This window comes from Nucisporomicrobium flavum (genome assembly GCF_016464385.1).
Lineage (GTDB): Bacteria > Actinomycetota > Actinomycetes > Mycobacteriales > Micromonosporaceae > Actinoplanes > Actinoplanes flavus_A.
In genome coordinates this window covers 535,083-551,517 of record NZ_JADMLH010000003.1, presented here as the reverse complement: position 1 = coordinate 551,517, position 16,435 = coordinate 535,083, and the positions used below count along the sequence as shown (strand labels likewise).

13 protein-coding genes and 1 riboswitch are annotated in these 16,435 nt (G+C 71.4%); of the genes, 7 read left to right on the top strand and 6 right to left on the bottom strand.

Annotated features, from left to right (window positions below; translation table 11 throughout):
* Nucleotides 1-100: 100 nt before the first annotated feature.
* From IT780_RS10590 to IT780_RS10575, 4 genes are all read left to right on the top strand, one after another.
* Nucleotides 101-517 (top strand): DUF6188 family protein, encoded by a 417-nt coding sequence (locus IT780_RS10590; protein WP_233412647.1) that lies wholly within the window; start codon nt 101-103, stop codon nt 515-517.
* A 46-nt stretch (nt 518-563) separates the two neighbouring features.
* Complete coding sequence (locus IT780_RS10585) at nt 564-1,205, top strand: TetR/AcrR family transcriptional regulator (protein ID WP_307831126.1); 642 nt, start codon at nt 564-566, stop codon at nt 1,203-1,205.
* Complete coding sequence (locus IT780_RS10580) at nt 1,199-2,935, top strand: ABC transporter ATP-binding protein (protein ID WP_199511263.1); 1,737 nt, start codon at nt 1,199-1,201, stop codon at nt 2,933-2,935. The genes IT780_RS10585 and IT780_RS10580 overlap by 7 nt, the downstream gene beginning before the upstream one ends.
* A gap of 85 nt (nt 2,936-3,020) precedes the next feature.
* Nucleotides 3,021-4,973, top strand: coding sequence for an ABC transporter ATP-binding protein (locus IT780_RS10575; protein WP_372443661.1), 1,953 nt, complete (start codon nt 3,021-3,023; stop codon nt 4,971-4,973).
* A gap of 62 nt (nt 4,974-5,035) precedes the next feature.
* On the opposite strand, the gene IT780_RS10570 is transcribed toward IT780_RS10575, so the two are convergent.
* Both IT780_RS10570 and IT780_RS10565 read right to left on the bottom strand, forming a co-directional pair.
* Nucleotides 5,036-7,909: a Calx-beta domain-containing protein gene (locus IT780_RS10570; RefSeq protein ID WP_199511262.1), complete on the bottom strand. Its 2,874-nt coding sequence runs from the start codon at nt 7,907-7,909 to the stop codon at nt 5,036-5,038.
* 14 nt (nt 7,910-7,923) lie between these two features.
* A riboswitch (cyclic di-GMP riboswitch) is annotated at nt 7,924-8,003 on the bottom strand.
* Nucleotides 8,004-8,274: 271 nt separating this feature from the next.
* The gene (locus tag IT780_RS10565; RefSeq protein WP_199511261.1) at nt 8,275-8,931 is read right to left on the bottom strand and encodes a methyltransferase domain-containing protein; all 657 of its coding nucleotides are present in this window, start codon (nt 8,929-8,931) and stop codon (nt 8,275-8,277) included.
* A gap of 192 nt (nt 8,932-9,123) precedes the next feature.
* Here IT780_RS10565 and IT780_RS10560 point away from each other — a divergent pair, with 192 nt between their 5' ends.
* The 3 genes from IT780_RS10560 (at nt 9,124) to IT780_RS10550 (ending at nt 12,220) form a co-directional block, all read left to right on the top strand.
* Entirely contained in the window at nt 9,124-10,641 is a 1,518-nt protein-coding gene (locus IT780_RS10560; protein WP_199511260.1) for a glycoside hydrolase family 16 protein, read from the top strand.
* Nucleotides 10,642-10,718: 77 nt separating this feature from the next.
* Entirely contained in the window at nt 10,719-11,960 is a 1,242-nt protein-coding gene (locus IT780_RS10555; RefSeq protein ID WP_372443660.1) for a hypothetical protein, read from the top strand.
* Nucleotides 11,957-12,220: a hypothetical protein gene (locus IT780_RS10550; protein WP_199511259.1), complete on the top strand. Its 264-nt coding sequence runs from the start codon at nt 11,957-11,959 to the stop codon at nt 12,218-12,220. The genes IT780_RS10555 and IT780_RS10550 overlap by 4 nt, the downstream gene beginning before the upstream one ends.
* Nucleotides 12,221-12,226: 6 nt before the next feature.
* Here IT780_RS10550 and IT780_RS10545 read toward each other — a convergent pair whose 3' ends face one another.
* The 4 genes from IT780_RS10545 to IT780_RS10530 form a co-directional block, all read right to left on the bottom strand.
* A complete protein-coding gene (locus IT780_RS10545) occupies nt 12,227-12,583 on the bottom strand; it encodes a hypothetical protein (RefSeq protein ID WP_199511258.1) in 357 nt (118 codons plus the stop codon).
* 86 nt (nt 12,584-12,669) lie between these two features.
* On the bottom strand, nt 12,670-13,560 hold the full coding sequence (locus tag IT780_RS10540) for a sulfotransferase domain-containing protein (RefSeq protein WP_199511257.1): 891 nt from the start codon (nt 13,558-13,560) through the stop codon (nt 12,670-12,672).
* Complete coding sequence (locus tag IT780_RS10535; RefSeq protein WP_199511256.1) at nt 13,557-15,074, bottom strand: lipopolysaccharide biosynthesis protein; 1,518 nt, start codon at nt 15,072-15,074, stop codon at nt 13,557-13,559. The genes IT780_RS10540 and IT780_RS10535 overlap by 4 nt, the downstream gene beginning before the upstream one ends.
* On the bottom strand, nt 15,071-16,435 hold the full coding sequence (locus tag IT780_RS10530; RefSeq protein WP_233412522.1) for an O-antigen ligase family protein: 1,365 nt from the start codon (nt 16,433-16,435) through the stop codon (nt 15,071-15,073). The genes IT780_RS10535 and IT780_RS10530 overlap by 4 nt, the downstream gene beginning before the upstream one ends.

Below are 16,435 nucleotides of genomic sequence, written 5' to 3'. Positions count from 1 at the left end.
AAATCCCTCCCGGTCTTTAAGGCCCCGTTATGAAAGTGCGGGCTACGGTCCTGCCGTCAGATGCTCCGACGAGCCGATCGAGGTGCAGGTGTTGCCGGTCATGGTCGCCGAGATGGACGCCGGATGGCGCCCGCGGCAAGCGCAGTCCATCAACGTGCTGGTCGGCCGCAAGCTGCAGTACCTGCGGCTCGGCCACGCCATCGTGCTCACCTTCGTCGGTGACGCCCAGGTGGTGATCGAGAGCGTCGCCCGCCTGTACGGGCCGCACGGCCGCGCCGACGTCGAGCCGGGCGAGTACCCCTCGGACGCCCTGGCAGCCCTGCTCGGCGACGTGGTCAGCAGCGCGCGGACCCGGGACACCGGCGAACTGGAGCTCGGCTTCCGCAGCGGCGCGCGGCTGCTGGTCGAGGTCGACGCCGAGTTCGAGTCCTGGGCGGTGGCCGGCCCGGGCGGCGTGCTCGTGGTCTGCCTGGCCGGCGGGGAGCTCGCCGTGTGGGGTGACACGCCCCGGTCATGACAAATGTCAGTGGCTGAGTGAGCGCTCGCTCATTAAGCTTCGCCGCGTGACTTCTCCGCGCGAGCACGTACGCCGCCGCCGGGTGCCCGCGATGGCGCCCGACGACCGCCGGGCCGCCCTGATCGCCGCCACCGTGCCGCTGCTGCACGAGATCGGCGTCGACGTCAGCACCCGGCAGATCGCCCGGGCCGCCGGGGTGGCCGAGGGCACGATCTTCGGCGTCTTCCCGGACAAGCAGTCGCTGATCGTGGCATCTCTGCTGCAGGCGCTCGACCCGCAGCACACCCTCGACGCGATCGCCGCCATCGACGCGGGCGCCGACCTGCGCCACCGGCTGGCCCGGGCCGCCGAGCTGATCCACGGGCGGTTCACCGAGAACGCCCAGCTGATGACCGCCGCCCGCAAGCTCGTGCTGGCCGCCGCGGCGCCACCGGAGGCCGCCGCCCGGATGGCGTCGGCCCGCGAGCGCCTGCAGGCCGCCCTCGCCCAGCTGATCGCCCCGGACGCCGCGCTGTTGCGCCGGTCGCCCGGCGATGTCGCCCAGCTGCTGCTGCTCTTCTGCGGAGCAAACTCGTACGGGCCGTTCGGCGACCCCTCGCGCTTCGAAGGCGCCGAGCTGGTGTCGCTGCTCCTGGACGGCCTGCTCGTCCGATCCGAATCAACCACGGGGGTGCCTGAGAGGTGCTGATCCGACTCCTGCGGGACCGGCTGAGGCCGTACGGAAGACCGGTCGCTCTGGTCGTGCTCTTCCAGTTCGTCGCCACGCTGGCCACGCTCTACCTGCCCACCCTGAACGCCGACATCATCGACAACGGCGTGGTGCCCGGCGACACCGACTACGTGCTGCGCGTGGGCGCCGGGATGCTGGGCGTCTCGCTCGTCCAGATCGTCGCCCAGGTCGCCGCCGTGTACTTCGGCGCGCAGACCGCCATGGGGGTGGGCCGCGACATCCGCGCCGCCATCTTCGGCCAGGTCATGGACTTCTCGGCCCGCGAGGTCGGCCAGTTCGGCGCGCCGTCGCTGATCACACGGACCACCAACGACGTCCAGCAGGTCCAGATGCTGGTGCTGATGACCTTCCTGCTGATGGTCTCCGCGCCGATCATGTGCGTCGGCGGCATCCTGCTGGCCCTGCGCCAGGACGTGCCGCTGTCGTCGCTGCTGCTGGTGATCGTCCCGGTGCTGCTGATCGTGGTCTCGCTGATCATCGCCCGGATGCGGCCGCTCTTCCGGACCATGCAGGTACGCATCGACAAGGTCAACCGGGTCATGCGCGAGCAGATCACCGGCATCCGGGTGATCCGCGCGTTCGTCCGCGACGAGCGCGAGCACGCCCGGTACGGGGTCGCCAACGAGGAGCTCACCGACGTCTCGCTGCGCGTCGGCCGGCTCATGGCGATGATGTTCCCGACCGTCATGCTGGTCGTGAACGTGTCCAGCGTCGCGGTGCTCTGGTTCGGCGGCCACCGGATCGACAGCGGGGCCATGCAGGTCGGCGCGCTCACCGCGTTCCTGAGCTACCTCATGCAGATCCTCATGGCGATCATGATGGCGACGTTCATGTTCGTCATGATCCCGCGCGCCGAGGTCTGCGCCGAGCGCATCGACGAGGTGCTGAGCACCCCCGCCTCGGTCCACGTACCGGCCGAGCCGGTCACCGAGCTCGCCCGGCACGGCTACCTGGAGCTGCGCGGGGCCGACTTCCACTACCCCGGTGCCGAGGCGCCGGTGCTCTCCGGCGTCAGCCTCGCGGCCCGTCCCGGCGAGGTCACCGCGGTCATCGGCAGCACCGGCTCGGGCAAGACCACGCTGCTCGGCCTGGTGCCCCGGCTGTTCGACGCGACCGGCGGCGAGGTGCTCGTCGACGGGGTGAACGTCCGCGACCTGGACCCCGGGCTGCTGTCCCGGACGGTCGGGCTGGTGCCGCAGAAGCCGTACCTGTTCAGCGGCACGGTCGGGTCGAACCTGCGGTACGGCAACCCGGACGCGACCGACGAGCAGCTGTGGGCGGCGCTCGAGGTGGCGCAGGCCCGCGACTTCGTCGAGCGGATGGAGGGCGGCCTCGACGCGCCGATCGCGCAGGGCGGCACGAACGTCTCCGGCGGCCAGCGCCAGCGCCTCGCCATCGCGCGGGTGCTCGTGCACCGGCCGGAGATCTACCTGTTCGACGACTCGTTCTCCGCCCTGGACTACGCCACCGATGCGGCGCTGCGGGCGGCGCTGGCCCGGCAGACCGCGGACGCGACGGTGGTGATCGTGGCGCAGCGGGTCAGCACGATCCGCGACGCCGACCGCATCGTGGTCCTCGACAACGGCCTGGTCGTCGGCACCGGCACCCACACGGAGCTCATGGACACCAACGAGACCTACCGCGAGATCGTCCTTTCTCAGCTCACCGAGCAGGAGGCAGCGGCATGACTGACTGCACCGAGCCTCACCCGCCGGCGGCAGACCACGGCCGCAAGCGCGAGGGCCAGGAAGGCATGCCAACAGGAGGCACAGCGTGACCGCGCCGACGAGGAGGCCGGCGCCGCCGATGGGCGGTCCGGCGCGGATGATGGCCGGCGGCATGCCGGCCGAGAAGCTCCAGGACTTCAAGGGTTCCAGCAAGCGGCTGCTCGGCATGCTGCGCCCGCAGCGTGCCCTCGTGGCGCTCGTGATGCTGCTGGGCATCGCCAGCGTGGCGCTGTCCGTCGCAGGCCCGCGCATCCTCGGCCACGCCACGGACGTGATCTTCGACGGCATCGTCGGCAAGAGCCTGCCCGCCGGGGTGCCGAAGGAGCAGATCGTCGAGCAGTTGCGGGCGCGGGGCGAGATGAACCGCGCCGACATGCTCGCCGCCATGGACATCGTGCCCGGCCGGGGCGTCGACTTCGACCGGCTCGGCCAGATCCTGCTGTGGGTGCTCGCCGTCTACCTGGCCGCGTGGGTGTTCGGCGTGATGCAGGGCCGGCTCACCGCCCGCGTCGTGCAGGCCACGGTCTTCCGGTTGCGCGAGGACGTGGAGGCGAAGCTGTCCCGGCTGCCGCTGTCCTACTTCGACAAACAGCCCCGCGGTGAAGTGCTGAGCCGGGCCACCAACGACACCGACAACATCGCCCAGACCCTGCAACAGACCTTCGCCCAGCTCGTCACGGCGCTGCTCACGATCATCGGCGTGCTCGGGGTGATGTTCTGGATCTCGCCGCTGCTGGCGCTGATCGCGCTGATCACCGTACCCGTCTCGGTGTGGGTGACCACCCGCATCGGTAAGCGCTCGCAGCCGCAGTTCGTCGCCCAGTGGGCGACGACGGGCAAGCTCAACGGGCACATCGAGGAGATGTTCACCGGCCACGCGCTGGTCAAGGTCTTCGGTCGCGGCAAGGAGGCGGCCGCGACCTTCGAGGAGCACAACACCAGGCTGTACGCGTCCAGCTTCCGCGCCCAGTTCATCTCGGGCCTGATCCAGCCGGCCATGATGTTCATCAGCAACGTCAACTACGTGCTCGTCGCCGTGGTGGGCGGCCTGCGGGTGGCCTCGGGCTCGCTGTCGCTGGGCGACGTGCAGGCCTTCATCCAGTACTCGCGGCAGTTCAGCCAGCCGCTGACCCAGGTGGCGAGCATGGCCAACCTGGTGCAGTCCGGCGTGGCCTCGGCGGAGCGGGTGTTCGCCCTGCTCGACGCGGAGGAGCAGGAGCCGGACCCGGCCTCCACCGGTCACCGCCGGTTCGAGGGGCGGGTCGCCTTCGAGAACGTGTCGTTCCGCTACACGCCGGACAAGCCGCTGATCGAGAACCTGTCGTTCAGCGTGGAGCCCGGCCAGACCGTCGCGATCGTCGGGCCGACGGGCGCCGGCAAGACCACGCTCGTCAACCTGCTGATGCGCTTCTACGACGTGACATCCGGGCGGATCACGCTCGACGGCGTGGACATCGCCAGTCTGCCGCGGCCGGAGCTGCGCGAGCACATGGGGATGGTGCTGCAGGACACCTGGCTGTTCGGGGGGACGATCGCGGAGAACATCGCGTACGGCGCCGACGCGCCCACACCGTCCGATGTGGCGGGTGCCGCCGAGGCCGCCCACGTCGACCGCTTCGTCCGGTCCCTGCCCGACGGCATGGACACCGTGATAGACGAGGAGGGCGGCAACGTCTCGGCGGGCGAGAAGCAGCTGATCACGATCGCCCGGGCGTTCCTCGCCGAGCCGAGCATCCTGATCCTCGACGAGGCCACAAGCTCGGTCGACACCCGTACCGAGGTGCTGATCCAGCGGGCGATGACCACGCTGCGCTCGGGCCGCACGTCGTTCGTCATCGCGCACCGGCTGTCCACCATCCGCGACGCCGACGTGATCCTGGTGATGGAGTCCGGCGCGATCGTCGAGCAGGGCACCCACGACGAGCTCATCGCCGCGGGTGGCGCGTACGCCCGGCTCTACTCGGCGCAGTTCGCCCAGGCCGCGGTCGAGGTCGACTGACACCGCGGACACGGAACGGGGCGGCCCGATGGGCCGCCCCGTTCGTTTGTTGCTCTGGAGGGTCAGCGCACCCGGATGCGGGAGCTCACCGAGGTGTTCGTCATCAGGCCGACGTCGCCGTCGCCGTAGATCGTCGCCTTGTAGAGGTACGACGCGCCGGACTTGAGGCCGGTGAGCGTCTTGGAGAACTTGCCGTTGGCGTCGAGGACGCCGGTGCCGACCGTGCTCCACGTGCCGTTGCTGTTGGCGCGCAGGAAGCGGACCGACAGGCCGGCGACGCGCGGGTCACCGTAGGCGATCAGGGTCGCGGTGCCCTTGCTGTAGGACCGGGTGAAGAAGTCCGGGTCCTCCTTCAGGTACACCTTGACCGCGTTGGACTGCTGGTCGCCCACGGCCGTCCGGAACCACCAGCCGGTCGTCGTGAACCGCGGGAAGAAGACGTACCCGCCGTTGGAGTTGGCCGTGGTGGTGCCGAGGTTCTGCCACGCCTTGTCCTCGGGCGCGCCGATCGGCGTACCCCACAGCGTCACGGTCTGGCCGGCGGCGGCCGTACCGCTCAGCCGCAGCGAGCCGACGCCCAGGCGGAAGCTCGCCGACGACGCCAGGGTCGGCGCCGGAGCCGGCGTGCCGCCGTCGCTGGCCGCGATGGTGATGACGCCGTTGACGACCGAGCCGTTGACCGCGTTGCCGGAGGCGAGGATCGTCTCAGGGCCCTCGGGCGTGGTGTCCTGGAGCAGGTCGAGCGACGTGATCATCACCGGGCTGCCGGAGAGCGTGCCGCCGTCCACGGTCTTCGAGACCGTGCCCGGGTTGGTGAAGTCGTTCACCGAGGCGGCGGTGCTGCCGTTGACCGACGAGCCGGCGAAGTTGATGTTGAAGACCGTGTCGTCCTGCGCGGTGCCGGTGACGACACCCATGACGTTCACGGTGTCACCCTCTTCACCGACCGCGGAGACGACCTCGAGCGACGGCGCGTCGTCGTCGTTGAGGATCGTCAGGTTCGCGTCCTTGTTGCCCGCCGTGATGTTGCCCGAGGGCGCGAGCGTGACCTTCATCTGCTCGTTGGTCTCGTACACGTCATCGCCGGTGACCAGGAAGTACAGGTACCCCGTGGTCTGCCGCGCCGGGATGGTGACGGTGCCCTGCACCAGGTCGTAGTCGATGTCGCCCGGGTCGTTGCCCGAGTTGGTCGCGCTGCCCGGGACGTCGGTCAGGGTGAAGGTGGTGGCGGTGTCGCTGGGGTTGGACAGCTTGACCGGGAACACCACGACCGAGCTGGTGTCGCCCTCCTGCATGGTGATCGGAGCCACCGTGAAGGTCGGCGTCGCGTCGTCGTCGAGGATGTTGACGCTGACCACGCCGGCGGTGCCGTTGTTGGTCACGTCCGCCGTCGAGCTCGACAGCGCGATCTCGAAGTCCTCGCGGTTCGAGTTGCCCGGCTCGTCGACGTTGTCGCCCACGACGTCCACGGTGAAGGTCTTGCTCAGCTCACCCGGCTTGAACGTCAGCTTGCCGGAGGTGGCGAAGAAGTCCTCGACCTCCGTGGCCGACCCGCCGCCCGTGCGGACGTCGTAGTTCACGGTGACGGTCTGGCCCGACTCACGGTTCAGCTTGACCGTGTAGGTCTTGGCCGTACGCCCGCCGTTGCCCTCGGTGATGTCCGTGGTGGGCGACAGGGTCGCCGTCGGGAGCGGGTCGTTGTCGGTGATCGAACCCGTCGCCTGAGCGTCGCCGATGGTGGCGATCGTCGGGTTGGTGAGGACGACATGCATGTCCTCGTCGTCCTCGTTGATCTGGTCCGAGACCGTCTTGACGCTGATCGTCTGCGCGGTGTTGCCGGGCACCGTGGTGTTCGACGTGGCCGCCGGGAACGTGACGGTGCCGGTCGCCGCGGTGTAGTCCGAGCCCGCCTTGGCGGTGCCGTGCGTCGAGTTGGGCGCGTCCGAGCCGGGGCCATCGGCCGCCGTCCAGGTGGCGGTGACCGGACGCTCCGAGGGACCGCTCAGGGTGGCGCCGAACGCCAGCGTGCCGCCCTCCGCGACGGTCGTGGAGGCGACGTCGATCTCCGGCTGCTCTTCGTCGTCCATGATCGTCACGGGCGCCGAGTCGGTGCCGGTGACGGAGGCGTTCGTGCCGCCCTGGACGGTGAGGGTCTGGCCCGACTCCTCGTACAGGTCGTCGTCGACGATGGAGATCGACAGCGACGTGCTGGTGTTCGTACCGGCCGGGATGGTGATCGAGCCCGGGGTGAACGTGTAGTCCTGGGCGGCGCCCAGCTTCGCCGTGCCCGGCGTGACGGTCACGGGGATCGTGACGTCCTTGCCGGAGATGGCGTCCAGCTCCGCCGTGATGTTGACCACGCCGCCGTTGATGTCCTCGGAGGGCGACGGGTCGTCGACGAACAGCGCGTAGTGCGGGGCGGCGTCGTCGTCGGAGATCCGGCCCTCGGCCTCGAGCGTGTCGCCATTGGTGTCCGTCACGGTGAGCGTGAAGGTTTCGACGTTCTCGTCGAGGGTGTCCTGCAGCGTCTGCACGGTGAGGAACTGGCTGTCGCCGCCGTACGGCGCCGAGTTGTCGGCGGCGAACGTGACGGTGCCAGTCCCGACGTCCGTGTAGTCCTCGTCGACCGTCGCGTCCGTCGGGCCGGTGCCCGTGCTGACCGTCCAGGTCAGGTTCGTGGAGCTCAGCGGGCTGGCGTCCGCGGTACGGACGAGCTCGAAGACCAGGTCGCCGCCCTCGGTCGTGCTGATCGAGTTGTCGGCGAAGGTGAAGCCGGCGAGCGGTGCGGCCTGGGCGGGCGCGCTGATGAGGACGGCCGGGGCGAAGGCGATCGCACCGGCGACGGCGGCCGAGAGGACCGTCCGGACCGACTTGGGTCCACGCAGCATGAACGGTACCGAGCCGCTCTTGGCCGCATGGGCTGGTTGATAGCGCATGTACTTCTGTCTCCTTCGGCGGCTGGGCCGCCTCCCGCTCGGGAGGTCCCTGGCTTTGCGTCCCCGCCTCTCGACGGGTTTGCCTTTCTCGGTGCCGCACGCGACGGCTTGTGGAGCGCCGGCGCAGGCCGGTTCGGCGCGGCCCGTGAAGCGCGGGGACAAAGCTCGCACTTGGGAACTGCGCCGACCGTACTGTAACCAGGGATTTGCGGGGGTGTGGGGGAAATGGACTTTTCGGTCGGATAGCCCCTTCCACGGGACTTTGCGCCGACTTCCTCCCCCTCCGAACGGCGGAGGTTGCGCTGGTCAGGGCATACGCCAGCGAGGGGTGGGCCCACGGCCTCACCCCTCGCGAATTCCGGAAGTCACCCCCGCTTGAAGGCGATCAGGGATTTCGTCAGGCCCATGACCCGCTCACTGCGCAGGATCGACTCGGGGAAGTACGAGCGCATCTGCGTCTTGTCCACCAATTCGGTCCACAAAACGCGGGAGAGGGCCTCCTCGCGCGTACGGCCCGGCGTGTAAGCGAGCGGCCACTTGCGCGCGACCTCGCGGCGGGCGGCGACAGGGAGGAATTGCATGCCCGGCGCGATCCAGTGCGGCTCGATCGGGAAATACCGGTACGGCGTCTGCACCCAGTGCGCCGGGGCGAGGGCGTGCACGGACTCGGCGAAGCGCAGCCGGCGCTCGTGCCCGCCGACGTGCTCGATGACCGAGTTGCTGAACACGAGGTCGTAGCGCCGGGCGGCGATCTCCGGGGGCAGCTCGCAGGCGTCGCCGTGGTCGACCTCGACCCAGTCCGGCAGCTCGGCCGGCGCCGGCTCCAGGTTGACCACGTGGACGTGCTTCGGGCGGACGGGCAGCTGGCGCCAGAATCCCACGCGGCCGCCGAGGTCCACCACCGACATCTCGGACAACTCGGGAAAGGTCTCCGCCAACCAGCGGGACCGCGCCTCCCGGCGCTTGGCGCCCCAGGAATCGGGCCGATCGACGAGCCGCCAGCGCAGGGAGTGCAGGTTCATCGCGGCAGAATACTGGGACCCCGGCCGGGCCCGGGACAGCCGATCGGCCGGAGGTTGGCATTAGGACAACCTTAAACCCGGGTTAGCCCGCCCGATCGAGGGTCGTCACCGGTGGTTGTCGAGGTTACGCTCGGCGACGACCGGCCACAGGGGACCTGGCCGGGACCGAGACACCTACCCGAGAAGGACACGATGTTGCGCAGGGCGCACGTGCCGGCCCACGCGCCGGCACCGCGACGGGGGATCCGTAGCACCCGATCGCTGACCATCATCGGAACGGCCGTCGCGGCCCTGACCGCCGCGACGCTCGTGCCGGTGTTCGCGGACGACGACAACGGACTGACCCTGTACCCGGTGGCCGACACCACCCTCACCCAGGTGCCGCAGGACGGCGACAACAGCATGAAGACGACGCTGGCCAGCTGCCCGACGCTGTGCGACAGCAACCCGCGGGGGCGGCGCGACGCCACCCTGCAGTTCGCCGTGGACAAGCTGCCGGCCAACGCCACCCGGGTCAAGGCGACGCTGCGGGTGTACGCCTGGAACGACTTCGCCGCCCGCATCGTGGCCCGCGCGGTCCCGGGCGACCTCAGCGCGGCCGCCAACGAGGCCAGGCTCGCGGCCGCCCGCTCGCTCGAGGCGCTGGACGAGGTCAAGAAGGGCTACAACGAGTTCGACGTCTCCCGTTCCGTGCAGGGCAACGGCACGTACACGTTCGCGCTGTCGCAGGAGAGCTACAACACCCGGGTCTACTGGGCGTCCCGGGAGAACTCGAAGGAGAACCTGCACCCGCAGCTCGTGCTGTCGTACGACACCGAGACGAAGCCGACGGCCACGCCGACCACGCCCGCGACCGTGCTGCCGCCGGCGGCCACGGCGACCACCACGCCGCCGGCGAGCGCGCCGCCCACCACGACCAAGGCGCCGGAGCCGACGAAGAGCACCACCGCCCCGGCCACCAGACCGCCGGCCGCCACGACGGCACCCGCCCCGCCCACGGGCTGGCGGCAGGTGTGGGCCGACGAGTTCGACGGCGGCACGGTCGACCGCTCGAAGTGGAACCTGCGCGACAACGAGGGCCGCGACATCGACCTCGGCTGCAACGTGGACGACCCGAAGAACACCTTCGTCGGCGGCGGCAACCTCACCCTGCGGGCCCTGCGCGAGAGCGCCACCTGCAGCTCGCAGAACCGGCAGTTCACCCAGTCGTACCTGGACACCATCGGCAAGGCGTCGTGGAAGTACGGGCGCTTCGAGATCCGCGCCAAGTCGCCGAACAAGCCGGAGACGTCCCAGGGCCTGTGGCCGGCGTTCTGGCTGCGGCCCGACGACGGCGGCAACGGCGAGATCGACGTGACCGAGCTGCCCGGCGGCCGGGACTGGTACGACAAGTCCACCGCGGCCATCTTCTTCGACTATTCGCCGGTCAAGCAGGACACCCGGATCGCGCTGCCCGGCGGCGGGTACCCGGGCGACGGCTTCCACACGTACACCACCGAATGGGACGCCAACGCCCTCAAGTGGTACATCGACGGCAAGCTGGTGTGGACGCGGGACCGCAGCACCACCCCGTGGTACGACAAGGCGTTCAACAAGCCGTACAACCTGCGGCTGAACTTCCAGGTCGGCGGCTGGCTCGGCAACCCGGACAGCGGCACCCGGTTCCCGGCCGACTTCGTCGTGGACTACGTACGCGTCTACCAACGCTGACGGTCATCCGACAGGGCCCCGAGGTGTGACCTCGGGGCCCTGTTCCGTTCGATGGACGGTCACCTATCGTCTAGCTCGTGCTGAACGAGTCGACGCGGACCTCCGTACCCGGGCAGCGTGCCCCGTCCGACCCGCTGGTCGGCGCCGGCGACCCCCGCGGGCGCACCGACGGCCTCGGCTGGGTGACCCGGGCGATCTTCGCCGACCCGGGGGTGACGGTCACCGTCGGCGACGATCCCGGGGCGACCGTCCGGTACGCGGTCATCCCCTCGCTCGACAACGCCCGTTTCCTGCTCCCGCTGGCCTCCCGGCGGGTCACCGCGGCCTCCCTGCTGGCCTACAACGCGCTGCGGCCGCCGAAGGTCCGCGCGGGCCGGGCCGCGGTCGGTGTGCTGGCCCGCGCCGGCCTGCTCGGCCTCACCAAGGCGCCGGTCCTGTCCGTGCACGCCACTGAGCCGGGCAACCTGCTCGCCGCCTTCCTGGCCGAGAAGCTCGGCGAGCCGCGGCTGCACGCGGCGATCGGCATCCGCCCGCCGGACCCGCACCACAAGCCGACCCTGCAGCTCTTCGACGACCACGGCCGCCCCCGCGGGTACGCGAAGATCGGCTGGAACGACGGCACCCGCGCGATGGTCCGGGCCGAGGCGGCCACCCTGGCCGACCTGCCCACCGGCGGCGGCTTCCCGCCCGCGCCCCGGCTCGTGCTGCACACCCGGTGGAACGGCCGGGAGATCGCCGTCATCGAGCCGATGCCGCGCACCGTCCGGCGCATCCGCCGCCCCGGCCGTCCGCGCCTGGACGCGATGCTGGCCGTGGCCCGCCGCGGTGGCCCGCCCGCTCCCCCGGCGCCCGTCACGGCGCTGATCGGGACGTGGCGGCAGCGCGCGGCGGGCGCCGACCCTCGCATCCACGGCTTCATCGACGCCCTGGACACCGATCTGACCCTGGAACTCGGCGACTGGCACGGCGACTGGGTGCCGTGGAACATGGCGCGGCATCGCGGAGGGCTGCTGGTCTGGGACTGGGAGAACCGGTCGGCGGGCGTACCGGTCGGCTTCGACCTGGCGCACCAGGCGTTCCAGACCGCCCTGTCCACGCACGGCCGGCCGGCCGCCGAGTGCGCGGTCGCCGTCGACGAGGCGCTGCGCGAGCACGGCCCGGCGCTGGGCCTCGACGCGGAGCGGCAGCGCTTCGTCGCCGACGCCTACCTGGTCGAGCTGTGGCTGCGGACGTACGAGTTGTCCGGCGGCGGCGCGGGCTGGAACCCGAAGCTCCACCCGGCCCTGCTGGACGTGCTGGCCACCCGCCTGCCCCGATGAGCCACGCCGCGCTGCTCGCGGTCGAGCAGTGGTACCGGGAGCGGGTGGCGGCCCAGCTGATCCCGGAGGACCCGGCGGCGGCCCGCATCCGGGCGAGCGCGGTCGCGGTGCTGACGTCCGGCGGCGAGCTCTCCCCGGTCCAGCGCTCGATGCTGCGCGCCGCCATCGAGGAGGTGCAGCAGCGGCCCCGCGACGCGTTCCCGCACAGCGCCGACGTGCTGCACCTGGCCCGCCTCGTCGAGGCCGCGGCCGGGCCCTGATCCCGGCTACCCGATGACGGTGGTGTGCCACGCCACCAGCAGTCCGACCGTGGCGAGACCCAGGCCGGTTCCGGTGATCAGGCCCTTCGCCAGCGGGCGGGTGCCCTTCGCGAGGGCCAGGACCACCACGGCGACGACCATGGCCGGGACAAGCAGCACCTCGAGGAAGACGGGCATGACGGCGAACGCGCGGTCCTCACCGCTCCCGGCGGTCGCGAAGGCGAGGAAGACGAGCACCACGATGCCCAGATGGGGGACCAGGCCGCCGAGCATCGCGCGGTGGAAACGCCGGCCGGCCTCCCGGTCCGCACGCCCCGCCCGCAGGGCCATGCCCACCCGCGTCAGGTGCCACCGAAGGTTCACGCCCGTCGCCCGATCTCCAAGGCTGCCCTGACGGCATCCGTTGGCCAACGAATCGGCGGGTACAGCGCCGGGCTGAGCGGAAGCCCCTACTCGGCCCAGGCGAGCGATAGCCCCAGACGCTCCGCCAGCGCCGCGTTGAACGGCCGGTAGTAGGCGGTCAGCTCGGCCCGTACCGCGGGGTCCATGCCTTTGCTGGGGCGGTCGTTGAAGACGTCGTAGGACTCCAGGTCATGCCGTGGCAGGCCGATGAAGTCGAGCGTACGGGCGTACGTGCCGGCGGGATCCCGGTACAGGGTCTCGCTGGGCAGGAACAGCATCTGCTCGCGCGGGAACCGGGCCAGCCACGGCTCCAGGTGCTCGAGGTAACGCCCGCGCGCCCGGTACGAGTACCAGTCGAACGCCTCGCTGAAGGAGTCGGGCTCCGCGATGAGGCGTTCCCGCTCCCCCGCCGTCCGCTCCGGTTCGGCGGCGAGGGCCTCGGCGAACCCGAGCGGTTCCACGCCCTCGCCCCGGCGTTCCTTCCAGTGCGAGTACGCCCGCTCCACCGGATCGCGCAGCAGCACGATGATGCGCGCCTGCGGCATCAGGTCGGCGACCCGCCCCGCCACGAGGGGATGGAACATGTACAGCGGCGCCGCTTCGCCCACTTTGGGCGGTGCGCCGTACCGTCGTTCGAGGGCGGCCCGCTGCCGCTCGGTCGGGAAGTGCGAGCGGTACCAGGCCTCCCCCCGCGACCAGTTCTCCTCGAAGTAGTGCGAGGTCTTGGTGTTCCACGCCGGGAAGAGGCGGGGCACGAGCGGGTGCTGGACGAGGTACCGCCACAGCGAGGTGGTGCCGCCGCGTTTGGTGCCGACGATGAGGAAGTCGGGCAGCGGGCGACGGGCGCTGGTGCGCTCGCCGTACCGGACCAGGGCGCTGCGCAGCCCGTCCCGGGCGCCCTGCGGCGCCGCGTTCTTCAACCGGTCCAGCACCGTCACGACAGAGCCTCCTGTTTCGCGGGTGGTCGGAGCTGGGTCCGCGCGGCCGCGACGGCGCGCCGGACCCGGGGGCTTGCGAGGGCAGCGGCGCACAGCGCCAGCAGCACGGCCAGGGCGACGGCGAGGCCCGGTACGCCCCGGCCCGCGAGCCCGGCACCGGCCGCAGCCGCGGCGCCCGTGCCGGCCACCACCGCGGCCGCGGCCGCCATGAGCCCGGTCCCGAACAGGGCCTCGCCGAGCACCCGGCGGGCCAGCACGGCGGCGACGACGTTCTCGCAGACGATGCCCAGCGACCAGGCGACGGCCGCGCCCAGGGCGCCGTGCCGCGGGATGAGCAGCACGCACCCGGCGACGTTGACCGCGAGTCCCGCCACCGTGCCCAGCAGGTGACCGCGGCTGTTGCCGCTCATCAGCAGCACCGTCTGCACGAGGCCGACGCCGACGTTCACCATCATGGCCACCGCGAGGACCGCCAGCGGCGCGGCGCCGCCGGAGAAGTCGCCGCCGAACAGCGCGAGGAAGGCCGGCGCGAAAACGGCCAGCAGCAGGTACGCGGGCCAGGAGAGCAGCACGATCCACACCGTCGTGCGCCGGTAGATCTGCGCGGCGGCCGCTCGCCGGCCCGCGCCGAGCAGCCCGGACAGCTGCGGCGCGATCGCGACCCGCAGGCCCTGCATGACGAGCAGCCCCGCCAGCACGTACCGGCCGACCGCGCCGAAGACGCCGGCGGCGGCCGGGCCCGCCAGGGCGGAGGTGAGCAGCACCCCGACCCACATGCTGCTGGCGTCGATGGCCGTGGACAGCGCCCGGGGCAGGGCGAAGCCGGCGAACTCACGGCGGTCCTGCGGGGTCGGCCGCAGCGCCGCGCCGCGCCCGATCCCGAGCGGGCGCAGGCTCAGGACCGCCGCGGCCGCCCCGGCGAAGGCGAGCGGCAGCACCCAGCCACCGAAGCCCGGCACCACCGAACCGCCCGCGGCGACGGCCATGCCGACCAGCACCGGCCGGGCGATGGGCACGGCGACGAGCTGCAGCCCGACGTACGCGCTGACCGGCCGGGTCGCCCGGACCGCGGCGAGCAGGACGGTCGCGGCCACGAACACCGGTACACCGACGAAGGCCAGCCGGATCAGCGCGGCGTCGTCCGGGCCGCCGGTGAGCAGCGCCGAGCCCAGGCGGGGCGCCGCCAGCCAGCCCGCGACGGCGACGGCCGTGGCCAGGGCGACCGTGGGCACCAGCGCCAGCACGAGCAGGCGCGCCCCGTCCCGGGCGAGGCGCTCGCGGCGCGGCAGCGCCCACATCAGGCCCGTGTCGGCGCCCAGGCAGCACAGCGGTCCGATGATGCTGACGAGGCCGATGGCGGTGAACAGCGCACCCGAGTCGGCCGCCCCGAAGACCCGCACGATCACGGCGGTGAGCACGAACCCGCAGGCACCGTTGACCGCGGCGCCGAGCAGCCCGATCAGGCCGCTGCGGGTGCTGCGCCGAACTTCGTCCCTGTCCGCGACGGCCGTCATGTGGTCCTGGTCCTCGGTTCACGGTTGACCGGGCCGTCCACCGCCGCCAGCCCGAGGCCGACGGCGAAGAGCAGCACCGACATGTTGGGGTCGATGTACGAGTAGAACGGCGTGACGACCGCGGCGATGACCGGCAACGCGCTCAGCCACAGACCCGCGGGGCTGACCGCGCCGGACAGCCGGCGGGCCAGGACCAGCAGGATCAGGTAGAAGCAGATCGTGGCCGGGATCCCGTGGCTGTACAGCAGCTGCCAGATCATGCCCTGGGTGCCGAGCGGCTCGGCGGCGTGCGTGGTGTCGACCTGCGTCGGCTGACCGAAGCCCAGCAACGGCGAGCGCAGCACCGCGGCCCACGTCTGCACGTACAGGTCGAACCGGTCGGTGTTGGTGTCGGTCGTCGACGTCCGGTGCGTGATGAGGTCGACCACGGGGATGAACAGGGTCACGACCCAGCCGGCGAAGACGATCAGGGTGATCGGCAGCAGCAGCCGTACCCGGCCCCGGGCCATCTCGCGGACCAGCAGGTAGAGCACGCCGGCGCCGAGGCCGATGAACATGCCCCGGTTCAGCGTCAGGAATGCCGGGACGAGCGACAACGGCAACGACACCAGGAGGACGCCGCGCAGCGCGCCACGACGGACCGACATGAGGTACGCGAGCACGAACGGCACGAGGAAGCTGTACGCCGTACCCCAGTTGTTGGTGTACGGGAACGGCGCCGCCGGCCGGTAGATCGGGTTTCGGCTCGCCGGGTTGAACTCGGTGGCGTCGAGGTGCGCGACGTCCAGGATGTACCGCTCGCCCCGGACGCCACCGGGCAGCATCAGCTCGAACGGGCTCGGCATGCTGAACCGCGGCGCCAGCACGCCGAACCAGCCCAGCGCGACCATGGCCAGCCAGAACAGCGCGAGCGGGGCGGCGATCCGCGCCCACGGGATCCGGTCGCGGGCCAGGTTGTAGACGTAGATGCCCACCAGGAGCGCGGTGAACAGGTGGCCCAGCCGCAGGCCGAACACCACCATCGAGGTGACCCGTTCCAGCCGGGTGCTGCTGATCGCGACGATGCCCAGGAAGATCAGCCAGAGCCAGGTGCCCGGCGGCAACCGGACGTCACCGCGCGTGGCGAGCAGGGTGAACAGCACCACCCCGAAGAACGGCCACATGACGTACCAGACGCCGAGCACCCACCACAGCGGCATCAGCGCGAACATCGCGAACAGCGGCCACATCGGCAGTTTGGCCGTGCGTACCCGCCAGGCCGCCGGGTCCAGGACGCCCGGCTCGACCGCGGCGATCGCACGCGCCCTGGCCGGCACGGCCGCGCGCGCGACGCGCTTGGGCCGCAGGGACGTCCTGGCCAA

What these genes read in the sequence shown, in the direction of transcription:
- IT780_RS10590 (WP_233412647.1), top strand. Translation starts at nt 101, where the DNA reads ATGGTCGCCGAGATGGACGCCGGATGGCGCCCGCGGCAAGCGCAGTCC.
- IT780_RS10570 (WP_199511262.1), bottom strand. Translation starts at nt 7,909, where the DNA reads ATGCGCTATCAACCAGCCCATGCGGCCAAGAGCGGCTCGGTACCGTTC.
- IT780_RS10565 (WP_199511261.1), bottom strand. Translation starts at nt 8,931, where the DNA reads ATGAACCTGCACTCCCTGCGCTGGCGGCTCGTCGATCGGCCCGATTCC.
- IT780_RS10560 (WP_199511260.1), top strand. Translation starts at nt 9,124, where the DNA reads ATGTTGCGCAGGGCGCACGTGCCGGCCCACGCGCCGGCACCGCGACGG.
- IT780_RS10550 (WP_199511259.1), top strand. Translation starts at nt 11,957, where the DNA reads ATGAGCCACGCCGCGCTGCTCGCGGTCGAGCAGTGGTACCGGGAGCGG.
- IT780_RS10535 (WP_199511256.1), bottom strand. Translation starts at nt 15,074, where the DNA reads ATGACGGCCGTCGCGGACAGGGACGAAGTTCGGCGCAGCACCCGCAGC.